13 protein-coding genes, 1 tRNA gene and 1 pseudogene are annotated in these 12,751 nt (G+C 63.8%); 1 reads left to right on the top strand and 14 read right to left on the bottom strand.

From position 1 onward, the window contains the following. Positions 1–275: 275 nt before the first annotated feature. A tRNA-Leu gene (locus tag IU459_RS16035) sits at positions 276–360 on the top strand. A gap of 697 nt (positions 361–1,057) precedes the next feature. Here IU459_RS16035 and IU459_RS40100 read toward each other — a convergent pair. From IU459_RS40100 to IU459_RS16110, 14 genes and pseudogenes are all read right to left on the bottom strand, one after another. Next, positions 1,058–2,191: pseudogene (locus tag IU459_RS40100) on the bottom strand (recombinase family protein); the annotation flags it as partial. Beyond that, complete coding sequence (locus IU459_RS16050) at positions 2,128–2,613, bottom strand: recombinase family protein (protein WP_195130339.1); 486 nt, start codon at positions 2,611–2,613, stop codon at positions 2,128–2,130. The pseudogene IU459_RS40100 and the gene IU459_RS16050, both read right to left, overlap by 64 nt. Next, on the bottom strand, positions 2,610–3,347 hold the full coding sequence (locus tag IU459_RS16055) for an ImmA/IrrE family metallo-endopeptidase (RefSeq protein WP_195130340.1): 738 nt from the start codon (positions 3,345–3,347) through the stop codon (positions 2,610–2,612). Before IU459_RS16055 ends, IU459_RS16050 begins: the two co-directional genes overlap by 4 nt. A 116-nt stretch (positions 3,348–3,463) precedes the next feature. Further along, positions 3,464–3,874 carry a helix-turn-helix domain-containing protein gene (locus IU459_RS16060; protein ID WP_195130341.1) on the bottom strand — a complete coding sequence of 137 codons (411 nt, stop codon included), beginning with the start codon at positions 3,872–3,874 and terminating at the stop codon, positions 3,464–3,466. A 134-nt stretch (positions 3,875–4,008) separates the two neighbouring features. Then, entirely contained in the window at positions 4,009–4,689 is a 681-nt protein-coding gene (locus IU459_RS16065; protein WP_195130342.1) for an antirestriction protein ArdA, read from the bottom strand. Positions 4,690–4,800: 111 nt separating this feature from the next. Then, on the bottom strand, positions 4,801–5,205 hold the full coding sequence (locus IU459_RS16070; RefSeq protein WP_195130343.1) for a hypothetical protein: 405 nt from the start codon (positions 5,203–5,205) through the stop codon (positions 4,801–4,803). 83 nt (positions 5,206–5,288) lie between these two features. Beyond that, positions 5,289–5,912, bottom strand: a complete 624-nt coding sequence (locus IU459_RS16075) for an MT-A70 family methyltransferase (RefSeq protein ID WP_195130344.1) — start codon at positions 5,910–5,912, stop codon at positions 5,289–5,291. Next, positions 5,909–6,934: a replication-relaxation family protein gene (locus tag IU459_RS16080; protein WP_195130345.1), complete on the bottom strand. Its 1,026-nt coding sequence runs from the start codon at positions 6,932–6,934 to the stop codon at positions 5,909–5,911. The genes IU459_RS16075 and IU459_RS16080 overlap by 4 nt, the downstream gene beginning before the upstream one ends. Next, positions 6,931–9,117: a type IV secretory system conjugative DNA transfer family protein gene (locus tag IU459_RS16085; protein ID WP_195130346.1), complete on the bottom strand. Its 2,187-nt coding sequence runs from the start codon at positions 9,115–9,117 to the stop codon at positions 6,931–6,933. The genes IU459_RS16080 and IU459_RS16085 overlap by 4 nt, the downstream gene beginning before the upstream one ends. Next, positions 9,104–9,328 (bottom strand): hypothetical protein, encoded by a 225-nt coding sequence (locus tag IU459_RS16090; RefSeq protein WP_195130347.1) that lies wholly within the window; start codon positions 9,326–9,328, stop codon positions 9,104–9,106. Before IU459_RS16090 ends, IU459_RS16085 begins: the two co-directional genes overlap by 14 nt. 205 nt (positions 9,329–9,533) lie before the next feature. Beyond that, the gene (locus IU459_RS16095; protein ID WP_228838006.1) at positions 9,534–9,764 is read right to left on the bottom strand and encodes a hypothetical protein; all 231 of its coding nucleotides are present in this window, start codon (positions 9,762–9,764) and stop codon (positions 9,534–9,536) included. After that, positions 9,740–9,991 (bottom strand): hypothetical protein, encoded by a 252-nt coding sequence (locus IU459_RS16100; protein WP_195130348.1) that lies wholly within the window; start codon positions 9,989–9,991, stop codon positions 9,740–9,742. The genes IU459_RS16095 and IU459_RS16100 overlap by 25 nt, the downstream gene beginning before the upstream one ends. 2 nt (positions 9,992–9,993) lie before the next feature. Further along, positions 9,994–11,469 carry a hypothetical protein gene (locus IU459_RS16105; RefSeq protein ID WP_195130349.1) on the bottom strand — a complete coding sequence of 492 codons (1,476 nt, stop codon included), beginning with the start codon at positions 11,467–11,469 and terminating at the stop codon, positions 9,994–9,996. 60 nt (positions 11,470–11,529) lie between these two features. Continuing rightward, a complete protein-coding gene (locus IU459_RS16110; RefSeq protein ID WP_195130350.1) occupies positions 11,530–12,735 on the bottom strand; it encodes an OmpA family protein in 1,206 nt (401 codons plus the stop codon). Between the last annotated feature and the right edge of the window lie 16 nt (positions 12,736–12,751).

Below are 12,751 nucleotides of genomic sequence, written 5' to 3' on the forward strand. Positions count from 1 at the left end.
TCATGAGGAAATCCTCACGTTTGTCCGCTGGCGCGCCCGCTACCGAGGCATATCTGAGTACGTCCGTACCAGAATAATCAGAAACATGACTCCGCCTCATGTTTGAACGCGCAGGTCCATGGGTTACCAACACGTATGAAACATGAGCTCCCCTCATGTTGGCAGATGCCAAATCGTTATAATCCCAGGTGAGGTTACTGGCGAGTACGCCACGCCCACCCAATGCTTCGCTATGGCCGAAATGCCCGGTAGAGTTTGGACGGTCGTACCATCAAGCGCGAGTGGCGAAATTGGCAGACGCGCCAGATTTAGGTTCTGGTGTCCACGGACGTAGGGGTTCAAGTCCCCTCTCGCGCACCAGATCATCAGCTTTCAAACCTGTACCGAAAGGTGCAGGTTTGTCGGTTTCTGCGCTGCTTGGCGGGGAGTGGCGTATGAGATCCATCAGCTCCACTCCGTCCGCCGCCTGCCGCTGGTCGCCCGCATCAATGCCGTCGACCTGATCGACAGCTACCGCTTCGGCATCGCTCGTCGCGGTGGCGATCAGCTCGCCGCCGAGGAGTGTCTTGAACGGCTCGGCCAGTTCAACGCGGACGTGGTCTTGTTCGAGGTAGACCTTCTCGAAGAAGGCTTGGTTGAACAAGCGCCGGACGCTGCTGTTGGCCTCCAGGTAGCCCGCATAGCAGTTGCTGGCGTAGTTCAGCGCAGTACGCAGGTTGTTCTCAACGACCTCGATGTTGAGCAAGCTGGCCTCCAGGTGTGTCTCGATCCGGGCCAGTTGCCCGGCGATGCGGTCTTGTTCGTCTTTCATCAGATCGAGCGGGATCGCTCCGGCGTAGTGGGCTTGGAGCAGCTTGGACCGCTCATCGAGCAGGCGCTTCTTCTGCCTGTCCAGCTCCCTCGCTTCACGGTCGGCAGCTTTTCGGCTGGTGGCCAGTTCGCCCCTGAGGCTGGCTTCGATCTGTTCGCGCAGTTCAGGCATCAGCTGGATGGTCTTGTACTCATCTTCGACCAGTTCTTCGACGCGCTCGATCAGCACCGCTTGGCGCTTGCAGTCGCCCCACTTCTGGTGGCGACCCAGGCAGACGAAGTACGGGTAAACGGTGCCGTGCCTATTCTTGGCGTGGGTGACAATGAGCCTGCTGCCGCATCCGCCACAGAAGACCGTCGATTTGAGGTAGTGCGAATGCTCGCGCTGCTTCTCTCCGTTGACCCGTGAACTCAGCAGGGCTTGCACGAGCTGCCAGGTGACCGGATCGACCAAGGGCGTGTGTCGGCCGGGGTGCGTCGCACCGCGGTAGACGACCTCTCCCTTGTAGTACGGGGAGCGCAGGATTGCTTGCAGCTTGGTGTACTCCACCGTCTTCGATGGACGCTTCGGCGTCGGCCGGGTGGTCAGGCCCCTGATCTCCAGTTCCTTCTCAAGGCGTTTCAATGTCCACTCCCCCGTGGCATATGCCTGGAACGCCCACGCGATCAGAGGGCCACGCTCAGGGTCCACGACCACGGTGCGGACCTCGGCTCCGTGTTCGTTGATGATGCCGACGTTGCGATAGCCGAGGGGTGCCCGATTCGGAGTGCCGCCGGTGCGCGCCTTCTCCGTCATGCCCTTCAGTACCTCGGTAGCGAGGTTGCGGGAGTAGAACTCCGAAATGGAGCTGAGGATGCCGTGCAGCAGCATGCCGCTGGGCGTCTCGTCGATGTTCTCCGTCGCCGAGACCAGTTCGGCACCAGCGGCTCTGATGGCCATGTGGATTTCGACGTCGTCGGCCCGGTTGCGGGCAAGGCGGTCGATCTTGTGGACGATGACGTAGTCCACTGGGTGCTCCTGGATGTAGGCGAGCATCTCCTGAAGCTTGGGCCGGTCGGCAGTCTTGGCGCTCTCGCCGCGCTCCACGAACTCCTTGACCACGACCGCGTTCAGCGACGCGGCCTTCCTCCGGTTGGCCTCTCGCTGCGCGGGTAGGGAGTACCCCTCCGGGTCACCGTCCTTCTCGGCTTGCTCCTTGGTGGATACGCGGGGATAGGACACCGCTGTTTTGAGCGGCTGGTCCGAAGCATCCATATCCGCATCGACTGGGTCGAACGTCTTTCGTGTCATATTTGTCCTCCGATCTCGTTGCCTTGCTAGGTGGTGGATGCTTTTCTGCGGCGGTGCGCCCGCGCGGCGGGGCTGCGCTCTCTTGTCCATTCCGTTATGCGCCAGAGTGCTTCGCGAGCCGCAGGCGACATCTCAGGATTTCCGTAGGGGAACATGACAATCACCCCACGGTTGTCGAATTGGCTCATCAACTCGTGGAAGTCCTCAAGCACGCGCGAGACGCGGCCTATCTTCGGGAATATGACGTAGCGGACGTCTGGCTGCCGGTCCAGGTAAGCGAGCAACTTGGCAATGGCAGGCCGATTATGGTAATCGGCTGCGGAGACTCCGATCTCGACAAACTCGTGCACGACACGGGCGTTCAAGTCCGCCGCCTTCCGAGTGCCTCGTTCGCGCTGTGTGGCAATCATGTGTAGGCCATCGGCTGCTCCATTCGAGGATGCGATGGAGAGGAAGAGCACGGCGAGCGCTTGACTCTGTTTGGTTTCTATTGCGTTGTCAGATGTCTTCATTGCAGACTCCTTACCAAATCTAAAGGTGATGGGTCGGGCCAGCGTGAGCCGCTGGTACGGCGACCTTGGCATGGCGCTAGCCATCCGATTGCATGGCGTACGACACCGGTTTCTTCACGGTGGGCGCAGTCGAGGAGCCCGGTTTGCCGGAGCCGTACCTCGATCGCGACTTCGCTGACGCTGAACAAGCGGGCGAGATCAGCGACTTTTTGAATGCCCTGCCCCCAGGCACGCTTCAGGAATTTCTTCGGCACGAGTACGCAGCCTGCGAAGTAGTCAGCGGCGCGTTCAGCTTCGACGTCGGGGTCGTGGTGGCCGGGTCCGGCGTACAGGACGTGTCTGCGCCCGTGGTCGACAATGTGCTTGAACTCGTGGAACAGGGTGAATCGCTGACGTCTCCACGATTCGAACCGGTTGAGGTAGATCACCCACTCACCCCGCCCGCGGTCCCACAGGCTCGCGCCGGAGGTGCTTCGAAGCGCCCTCTCGACCCGCAGCTTCGGCAGTTCGGTCACGATCTTGCCCGGTACCGGACCGTTGTCGATCTCGCAAAGCTCCAGGAGCTTGGCGGCTTGCAGCTCGGCGACCATGAGCGCTTCGCTGTAGGTGACACTCGGGCGGCGAGGCACGAGCGCCCGCAACTCCCGCAGAATTCTCGGTTGCCGGAACGTACGTTCCCCTGGCTGATCCTGCAATATTCCTGGATTGTTTGAAATTTGTCGTGCGTCGCGCATCGATGTCACCTCCTTTCACGAGTTAGTAGTTAGCTGCTTTATCGGCTCCTTTCTTTCGACTTATTATGACGTTAAAGAATTATTAGACGCTGAATTCAAGCACTCGGACGTAGCACCTATCCTTCATCCTCTCCATCGAGCGGTCCGTCGTACCTAGTGAAGCTGATGCCTTTTTCGCTGGCGATTCGCGCGAAGTCTTCTTCGATCCCCTTCGCTTCCTCAGCGGTGAGGTTGTACTTCGTGCGCAGATACGGCCGTAGCGAAGGAAGTTCATCTTTGGGCATCCACCCTGCGACAGCGAATAAGTCACTAACCGGCACGCGCAGCACCTGCGCGATGGCTTTGATGTTTTCGCTGCGAGGATGCGTGATCTGCCCCAACTCCAGGCGCGTGACGGTAGCTTTGTCTATGTCGGCCTGCTGTGCTAACACCCTGGCGGATAATCCCAGCGCTTCGCGTCTGGATTTCAGAAACCTGCCCAATCTGGCGATATCGTTGGTGTCGTTAATGTGCGCGTCTTTGTTCATATCATTGCCCCCATTCGTACTTTGAATAATACCTCCAGGTGGTGAAAATATTCAACGCTTTCGGGCAATTTTCACAATATTACAACAATGGCTAACCGGATTATTCACAGAGAATGCGCTCCATATATCGGCATCTATGCTCGTTCGTCGAATATCCAAACGCCACCGCCGGTGGCCGGGAACACGACGAGATCGGTGTCGCGCACCAACTGCTGGCCCATGGCGTCGTAGTCGATGGACGCGAAAACTTCCAGCCCGGACGGCAGTGCTCCGACGAGCCTGTCTTCCAGATTGAGCGGTGCCATCACGTGCCGCGTGTAGGCGGCCAGGTCTTCGTAGTGGCCCTTGTAGGCGGCGGCGAACCGGTCGACTTGGGCCGGGTCGTCTTCGTGGGCGCTGGCCCAGGCAGCGAACGCGGGACCGTGGTCCACGATGCCGTTTGCCACCTTCGACAGCAGTTCGATGCTGTGGACGTCGTCCAAGCCGATGGCACCGGTGCTCACGTCGAAGGCTCCGAACCCCTGGTGGTCCCAGATGTAGAACCGATCAGTGCCGTGCTCGTAGGGTTCGCCGAGGACGGCATACAGCTCGGCGTAGATATAGTCGGGATCTCGTGCCATCTCCAGCCAGGTGCCTCTCGTGAGTTCGGCCCGCAGCGGGAGGCCAGCGGTCACATAGATCCGGGGGTAGGGCAGGGCTTCCCGCTCGTGGCTTGTTTCGGCCTCATAGCGCCGCAAGTCGTCATCGGACGGTGCCTGTCCTTGCTCGCTGCGGTTTGTATTGTGTGCATCGGTATTTGGAAATCGCTCATTCATGCTCACCTCCTTCGGGTTATGTTTGGATGTCGGCCGGTCGGACAGCGGAGAGGGTGTGCATTCCCTCGATCCACTGCCCGCCGGCCTCTTACACCGGGCGCTGAGCGACGCTCAGCTGTCCGCCTGCTCGCCTTCGGCCTGCTGTCCACCACGGCGGCCCCGAGTGCGGCGTGCGCCTTGCGGCGGTTCGCCTTCCGATGCTTCCGCCGTGTCGGCAGAGGTATTAGTCCCCGATTCCTCCTCCTGTGCAGGTGGAGGCGTGGGGGTGGCGGTGAACAGATTGTCGATGGCTGCCTGCCGGGTGCGCGCCTCCTCTTCGATGGCAGCGCGTGCGGCGTTGGCCCTGGCCATAAGGTCAGGATCGTTCTTGGCAGCCTCGATCCAGGCGTCCACGGCGGCGAAGCATTCAGCCTTGAGACTGCGCTTTCGCAGGTCGGCAATCCAGGTCAACTGGGTATGCCGGGCGGTGTCGATTCGGATAGCCAGGGTGACTTCCTTGTTCGACGGTTCGGACATCGCTCCTCCTCGGTGCGAGCGGCCGGTAAACGCTGATTGCGCTTACGAGTACGGCCGCAGGACACCGACGAGGGCATCCCGCGCTATCCGGTGAGGCCTGGTGGTGTGGCGCGTGGGTCGTCAGTGCCCCTGCGTGAGTGCTTGCGGTCGGATGGCACCGGATAGCCGGGCAGCACGATGTCGGCTTCGATTTCGTTGCCCCAGACGTCCCAGCCGGGTTGCCGCCGCCGGGCGAACAGCTCCAAATATGGCCCGCTGCTGACCCTTTCGATGATGGCGTACTGTTCTTCGGGCTTGTGGCTGTGTTCCTGGACCGGCGCGATGAACCACGTCGGCTGCGCGCGGAAGTTCACGGGAGCACGCCCACGGGTACCGAACAGGACGTGTTCGGTCATGTTGCGTAGGTACTGCCCCAGCTGCAGGCGCGGTTTCACCCAGGTGAGCGGTGAGCGGTAGGTGAAGCCCCAGGCGGTCATAATGTCGTAGCCCGCTCGCCACGATCCGTTCGTGACCCACAACCACAGGTGGGCGTCGTCCTCGGCAAGGTCGGTGACCGGCATGTTGGCGATCTGGTCGACGGTCATGAGCGGGTAGTGTTGGATCGCTCCGCGTCCACCAGCCTGGGAAATGTCCCACGGTGGATCGGCCAGGATCGTGCGGTAGCGCTTGGTGGGTTGCGTTGGTCGAATGTGGTTGCTACTTGTCATACTTCGCCTCCTTTCTGTAGTACGGAAATCAGCTGGTCGGGTGCGATGACCCGGAATAGGTGGGCGGGCAATCTCCCGTCCCCGTTGATCGCCTGGCGCAGGGCGACGCGCCGCCGCTTAGCCTTGGCCTCGGTATCGGCGCTCATGCTCCAGACCACGAACGGGAACGCCCCGTCGCTACGGTCCTGCTCGAGGCCCTGCCGCCGATACGCCTCGTACTCGCGGCACTTCTTGAGCAGGGTCGGGATGCTCTCGGTACCCCTGTCGATTTCGATGAACGCCGCATCGACGTACTCGCTGCCGGGTGGCGAGGCGGTTTCGGCGTAGAGGTCGGGCTTGAGGGTCAGCCGTACGCCGCCGACGCCGACATAGTCGCGCCAGGCAGCGGGCTCGATCTCGCATTTCACCAGTTCCAGCTGGCCCTGCCGGTTGGCCTCCACCAAGGCCACATGGGCGTCGGCAATGCCGAGCTGATGGTCCAGGAATCGTTGAGTCGGCTGTTCGAAGCGTCGCCGGGGTCCCCGGTCCGCTGCCAGCCGCAGGAGGCGGTCGCCCACCACGTCCACGTAATGGACGAGGCCGTTACTGCCTGCCTGGATGCCGCCGATCCGTTGCGTCAAGCTCGCCAGTATCCGGTCGCGCCGGAGCCGGGCAAGTACCCGCTGTGTCGTGCGCAGGCCGCTGGCGGGCGGCATGTCGCCGAAGTGGAGCGCCTGAATCTGCGGCACTGTCAGATAGCGGTGTTCGGCTACTGAGCGCAGGATCGACCAGTCACGGTCACTGAGCTGGGTCGCCAGCGATGTGATGTCGCGGACGGGACCGGTGGTACGTGAGCGGCGGCGGGGTGTGGTGCCCGCATGGGCACCATCATTCGGCTCCCGCAAGGAGCCATTGACCGACGTAGATGGGGATGTTGTGGTCGATGCGGCACGAATACCGGGACGAATACCGTCAACAGATGTAGTTTCTACGTCGCTTCCGCTATCTCCGAGGCCAAGTCCGCGCGAATTTTCCGTCGTCATGCCTGCCTCCTTCTGCGCCGGGGCGCATCGTCCGCGCCGCCGTTCACCTGGTCGAGCAGCTCAGCGAATCCGGCTTCGATCTCGTCCAAGGACTGGCCGTAGCGTTCACGGCTCAGCCGCCGGATCTCTTCGGGATCGCTGGTTTGCGGCGGTGGCGGCAGCGTGATGCCGGAGGCCCACGGCTGGATGGTGTTGTCGCGCATCAGGCTGGCGTAGACATGGTGGGCGGGCAGGGCGCCGAAGTCTTCGGGTGCGAGCGTGGACTGGCCGCTAGCCATGTCCTTGGCGTCGCCCGCCTGGAGCTGAAAGGTGATGCGACTTCTCGCGTTGTTGCGGAAGGCGTCGAGCATCGCGGGCGGCAGTTGCTTCTGGTATTGGTGGGCCAGATGGAATCCGGCGCGTAGTGACCTCGCTGTTGCCAGCGCATCACCAAGATCAGTCGGCAGGCGCAAATAGTCCTGCACCTCGTCGATGTAGACCATGACCGGCGTGCGGGTGTCCTCGGGAGTGCCGACGCGTTCCCGGATGGCCTGCCACAGCTCGGCCAGCACGATCGCTCCCAGCAGCTGCGCCGCCTCCGGCCCGATGACGCCCTTTTGAAGCGGCACCAGCAGCACCTTGTTCTCCCGCAGCACCTGCCGGATGTTGAACTTCGGACTGCGCTGTGCCAGGACAGCACGCAGTTGCTTGGTTAGGAGCGGACGGAGCTTGTTCGATAGCGGCGCGATCTTCGTGTCCACCGCTTCGGGTGACAGCGAATCGAACCAGGCCCAGAACGGCCCGGCCGCGAACGGATCGTCGCGGATGACCTGTTGGGTCAAGGAACGTCGGAACCCCGGATTCGTCAGCAGCAGCGGCAACATAGTGAGCGAGGCGTCGTCGCGCTTTGCCAGGACCTCCAATGAGTTTCGGAGGATGTCGGCCGACCGCGGCCCGAGGTCGCCGTGAATGGCGTGGATGGTGCCGAACAGCGAATCCGCGATCACCTCTGGGGTTCGGCCCTGGCTGTGCGCCAAGGGATTGATACCAACCGGCGCCTCATCGAGTGGATCGAGCAGCACGATGTCGCCGGCCCGCTCCGCCGGGATGCGAGCCAGGATGTCGGAGACGAGATCCTTCGGCTCGATCACCACCACCGGGCGCCCGGCACGGAGGTCTTGCACGATCAGGTTGAGTAGCAGCGTCGACTTGCCGGTGCCGTTCGGCCCGATGACCCAGGTGTGGCGCATGGCGTCGAGCACGTCGTAGCCGACCGTGCCGGAGACGCCCGGCGCGTTGGCTCTAGCGATGACCCGCTCGCCGGACAGCAGTGCTGGGGTCGGCCGGACCGGTTTCGGATGCAGCGGCGGCTGGCCGGGGAAGCGTTCGTCGTGGTCGCTGACCGGCCAGGCCAAGAGGTGGCTCAGCTCCGGCACGCTCAGCGGCTGCGCCGGGGTCAGGATCGACCACGTCGCTTTCGGCTCGTTGACATTCCCGGCCTTCTCGTTCGCCAGCTTGAAATGCACACCAGCCGTCTCGACCGTCCCGATCGCCGCGGCCAACCCGAGCAGCAAGGATTTCCGCCGCTCCGCGGTGCCGGCCTCAACGCCGATCCGGATGACCGCGCTGAAGCCGTGCTGGCCGAGCTTGCGGGCGATAGCCTGCTTGGCGTTCGGGCGCCGGTCGGGTAGCAGGCCGTTCCACACCTTCGAGGCCATCGACTGGTGGCCGCCGTGCGGCTGTTCGACCGGGGGCAGCATCGGCTGGCGGCGCGGCCCGAGCACTACCTGAATCACCAGGCGTTCACCGTGTTTCACCGCCGTGAGCGCGCTCAGAATGGAGCGGCTCGACGCCACACGGTCGACCGGTTCCAGTGGCCAGTCCGTCGCGGTCAGCTTCAACCGCCGCGCCGTGACAATGTCGCCGCGCTCCTCGGTATCGAATGGGGTCACCACCGCGCCGGATACGAGCTGCTCGACCGACCGCCGAACACCTTGGGCGTGCCGGAGTTGGCTGCCGACGAGATATTCCACGCCGTCGCTGGTCGAACGGGCTTCGAGGATGAGCTGGGGCGCGTGCTTCTGGGCGGCCCAGTGGCGGAGCAGCGACGTGGCTGCTCCTTCACGAAACGGGCTGGGCCAGAAGAGGAGTTGCCATACGAGGGAGTCGGCCGTCAGCTCGGGCGCCTGATTATTTGTCGGCATGGTCGGCCTCCTTCTTTTCGGTGCGGGATTTCTCCGCCTCGGCAGCACGAGCAGCCTCGGCCAGAGCCAGCGCGAGGAACGCCTTTCCTAGCAGCCGAATATCCGGCTGTTCACGCCGTACTGCCCGCACATAGATCCGTCGTTCGAGTTTCGCCTGGTGACGCTGTTCCCGGTCACGTCGGCGGTAATTTGATCGTCCCGTTTTAGACATAGCTATCCTCCTCTTCGAATCAGGTTTTATAGTGGTCGCCACCAGCGAAGATGATCGCCGGGCTAGCCGGTGAATTTATTCACCAGATCCCGTCTCTACTATGCGGTGAATAAATTCACCAGGCAATAGAGTTTGAGCAAACTACAACACCGAAACGGCTACCAACAACAGGGGTGGAAATTGTGATTTGTTTGAAGAATTTTGGTCACCACCCGGCACGCATTTTCCGCCAAACGATGATGCCGCTGACGACCAAGGCGATCAGCCCGATCACCCCCAGGATCACCACCAGCGTCGGCCACATCGACTGAATCAGGCTGACCGCGAAGTAGATCGCGATCACGCCAAGCAGGATGGCGATGCAGGCCCGCTTGAACGCCTCGGCCATGCCGGAGGGAGAATCCCCGCCGCTCATTTCGGCCACCGCCGTACCCATGCGATGGCCTCGGCCGCGATGATGCCCGCGAACGCCAGCGCCAACCGGCTGCTCGCCGGTGCCAACTCCTGCCGCTGCCCGGCATAGCGCTGGATGTCGCGGGATAACCGCAACGCTCGCCGGAGCACGAAGTTCACGATGTCGCTGGCCGTTTCGAGATCGTCACCCTCGGGGACTTTCGGCTGTAGCTGGTTCAGGACGACGCGGTGGTTCATCGGACGGTCCATGGTCACCACTCCCCACCGAGATCGTCGGGCTCCCCCTCGCCCTCGGTGGGCGCGATCGGCACCGGCGCCATGCGCTTGGGCGCGGCCGTGGACGTCGTGCCCGTGGTGGCCTTGCCGTCCTCGGCCACCAACTCGTCCAACCGCTCCATCAGCTCTATGAGGATGGAGCGGTCGACGTCGACGCGCGGGGCGATCAGATTGCCGGACGGATTGCCTTGCTGCGAAGAGAAATTCGCTTCCGCACCGCACCCCTGGTGGTACGACCGGGCCAGCAGCCGCACCTGATCCGCCCCCTTGATCGGCGCGCCGATCGTGGCGAGCGTGGTGGCGACGATCCGTTCGGCCTTCAGCTTGAGCGGCGGCAATTGCGCAGCCAGGCCGTCGATCTGGCGATTGAGCGCCACCCGCTGCCGTTCCATCGGCTCCAGTTGCAGCGCCAGCTGCCCGACCTCGTCGGTCTGGAGCGAGCCGTCGCGGAACTTGGTGGCGAACACCACCACGTTGACCACGATGACGATGAGCGCGAAGAACACGCCCAAGATCGCTGCCCCGGTGACGCCGCCGCCCGCGGCCAGGCTGTCGCTGATGATCCGGTAGGCCATGACAATCCCGGCCCCGGCGGCGAGCGTCGTGGCCAAGCCCACGAAGACCAGCGGCACGATGCGCGCCGGGCCCGCGGGCAAGGTGATGCCTCCGCCAGTGTCCTTGTAGCCCTTCAGATCCCGGCCGAAGAACTTGAGCCCCACGGCCACGGCCGCCGTGCCCAAGCAGGCGAAGACGACGGCCGTGATGAGCGGGATCAGGCTCGTGCCCCAGGCCGCGCCGTCCCCGCTGGTGAGGCCAGCGACATCGACATTGAAGACCTGCATGAGGAAGTACAGGATGACCGGGCCGTCCAACAGCGCCGCCCATGTCGAGAAGCGGTGCAACCAGACCGGCACCCGCCGGTGCTTCAGACTCCCGGCGTCGCGTTCCTCGGTGATCGCCCTGCTGACGGTCGTCATGCGCTCACGCGCCTCGCGCGCCGAGATAACGTCGCCGTTCATGCCGGTGACGGACTGCTCGTCCAGCCGATCGAGTTCGGCCCGCGTCGTGGCCATCTCGCCCTTGATGGTGGCGGCCTCGTCCACCAGCTGGCCGAGCTGTTCGGCGCCGCGGTCGCGGGCTTCCTCGGCAGCCAGCATGCCCTTGCTCATGACGAGGGCCTCCATCTGGCTGAAGGTGTCGGGCTCGCGCTGCTCGCCGATGCGTTCCTGTTCGCTATGCAGCGCCAGCACCTGGCCTAACCAGTTGCGGGGGATCGGCTTGCCGGTGGCCAGCGAAATGGCGATGTCGCGCTTGGGTATGGACGGCGGTGAGGTTGCACCGGCGCCGGCCGCCGGCGGCGTCGGGATCGGCGGATCAGTCGGCTTGCGCAGAGTCACGGAGGGCTGTGGTTCGGGCTGACGGCCGTTCGGCCGGGCGGGCATGAGGGTCATGACGGTATCTCCAATCTGGATACTGGACAGGGGTGTTGGGAGAAATATGCGTGCCGGGCATCAGTGGCCGCTCCGGTGGAAGATCAGCTCGACGCGCCGGTTCTGCTGGGCTTTGAACTCGTCGAAGACGCCATTGGTGAAGTTCAGCACCACCGGCTCGTTGGCATCGTGGCCTGAGACGTTGCCCAGCAGTTCGGACGGCAGCCCCAGTGCCACGAGGCGATCCGCCACGGCACGGGCCCGCCGCTCGGACAGGCTGTTGCGGGTGTCCTCGGTACCGGTGTCCGCGATGTGCCCGGTGACGTCGATGGACTGGACAGCGCAGCGGGAAGCGGCCTCCACCATGGGCCGGAGGGCATCGTCGGCGTTCGTTGGCAGGACTGGACTGTCCGGCGCGAAGTGCAGCGTGGCGTCGTTCAAGCTTGCCCACACCGGGCAGCCGCCCTCGGTGATAGCGTCGGGCACGGACACCACAGGTACGGGCATGGTGGCCACCGGCGCCGCCGCAGCTGAAGGGTCGTGCGCGACAGTGCAGCTGGCTGCCTCGGCCCGCTGGCAGATCCCGGTCCACAGCTGTTCGACCACGGTGCGGGCGAACGGCGGCAACCCCGGTTGCGATCCGGCAGCGATACCCAGGCCATGGAACGTCACGTGACGGCCGGACAGGCTGGGCAGGCGGCCCTGCCGGGCGATGCTGTCGATGACGCTGTCCGGCTTGGCGTTCCAGCCAACGACGCGAAGGTCGACCGGCGCCACCGTGCTGATTCCGGAGGAGATGATGTGCAGATCGCCGGGCAGCTGGCTGGCGCGATCAAGGAGAGCGAGGAGATTGAGGCCGGGCTGCTCGGCCTGCGCGTTCGCCACCGAATCGTCCAGTTCGCGCAGCGAGGCGGTGATCCGGCGATCGGCGTCGGCTGCTGCGTGCTGCACCTGGCCGTTTGGCCGGAGCGGCGTCAGGTCGGTGGTGGTGACCGTGCCAGTGGCCGAGGACAGCACGCGCACGGTGGCGTGGTCGGGGCGCTTGGAACGCTTGGCTATGTTCACCAGCTCGGCGGTGAGCGAATCCGGCAAGGCGGCGCGGGGTTCGGCGCTGGTGGCCGTCGCCGCGATGGTGACGGCAGCGGTCGATGACCCTACCGGCGCCGAAGTGCAGCTGCACAGCAGCCCAGTCAGCAGGATCGCGACGGCCAACGCCAATACGAAGTAGCGGACAGCGTCGCGAACAGTCGGACGGCCCAAGTAGGGCCGGATGTTCTTCAGGGGCATAGCGTGGTGGTCCTTT

The organism is Nocardia amamiensis (assembly GCF_015477605.1).
GTDB classification, from domain to species: Bacteria; Actinomycetota; Actinomycetes; order Mycobacteriales; family Mycobacteriaceae; genus Nocardia; species Nocardia amamiensis_A.

Bases quoted from the DNA above. Each gene is read 5' to 3' on its own strand.
- IU459_RS16095 (WP_228838006.1), bottom strand. From the start codon at position 9,764: ATGGGTACGGCGGTGGCCGAAATGAGCGGCGGGGATTCTCCCTCCGGC.
- IU459_RS16090 (WP_195130347.1), bottom strand. From the start codon at position 9,328: ATGTCTAAAACGGGACGATCAAATTACCGCCGACGTGACCGGGAACAG.
- IU459_RS16085 (WP_195130346.1), bottom strand. From the start codon at position 9,117: ATGCCGACAAATAATCAGGCGCCCGAGCTGACGGCCGACTCCCTCGTA.
- IU459_RS16055 (WP_195130340.1), bottom strand. From the start codon at position 3,347: ATGCGCGACGCACGACAAATTTCAAACAATCCAGGAATATTGCAGGAT.
- IU459_RS16060 (WP_195130341.1), bottom strand. From the start codon at position 3,874: ATGAACAAAGACGCGCACATTAACGACACCAACGATATCGCCAGATTG.
- IU459_RS16080 (WP_195130345.1), bottom strand. From the start codon at position 6,934: ATGACGACGGAAAATTCGCGCGGACTTGGCCTCGGAGATAGCGGAAGC.
- IU459_RS16110 (WP_195130350.1), bottom strand. From the start codon at position 12,735: ATGCCCCTGAAGAACATCCGGCCCTACTTGGGCCGTCCGACTGTTCGC.
- IU459_RS16065 (WP_195130342.1), bottom strand. From the start codon at position 4,689: ATGAATGAGCGATTTCCAAATACCGATGCACACAATACAAACCGCAGC.
- IU459_RS16050 (WP_195130339.1), bottom strand. From the start codon at position 2,613: ATGAAGACATCTGACAACGCAATAGAAACCAAACAGAGTCAAGCGCTC.
- IU459_RS16100 (WP_195130348.1), bottom strand. From the start codon at position 9,991: ATGGACCGTCCGATGAACCACCGCGTCGTCCTGAACCAGCTACAGCCG.
- IU459_RS16075 (WP_195130344.1), bottom strand. From the start codon at position 5,912: ATGACAAGTAGCAACCACATTCGACCAACGCAACCCACCAAGCGCTAC.
- IU459_RS16070 (WP_195130343.1), bottom strand. From the start codon at position 5,205: ATGTCCGAACCGTCGAACAAGGAAGTCACCCTGGCTATCCGAATCGAC.
- IU459_RS16105 (WP_195130349.1), bottom strand. From the start codon at position 11,469: ATGACCCTCATGCCCGCCCGGCCGAACGGCCGTCAGCCCGAACCACAG.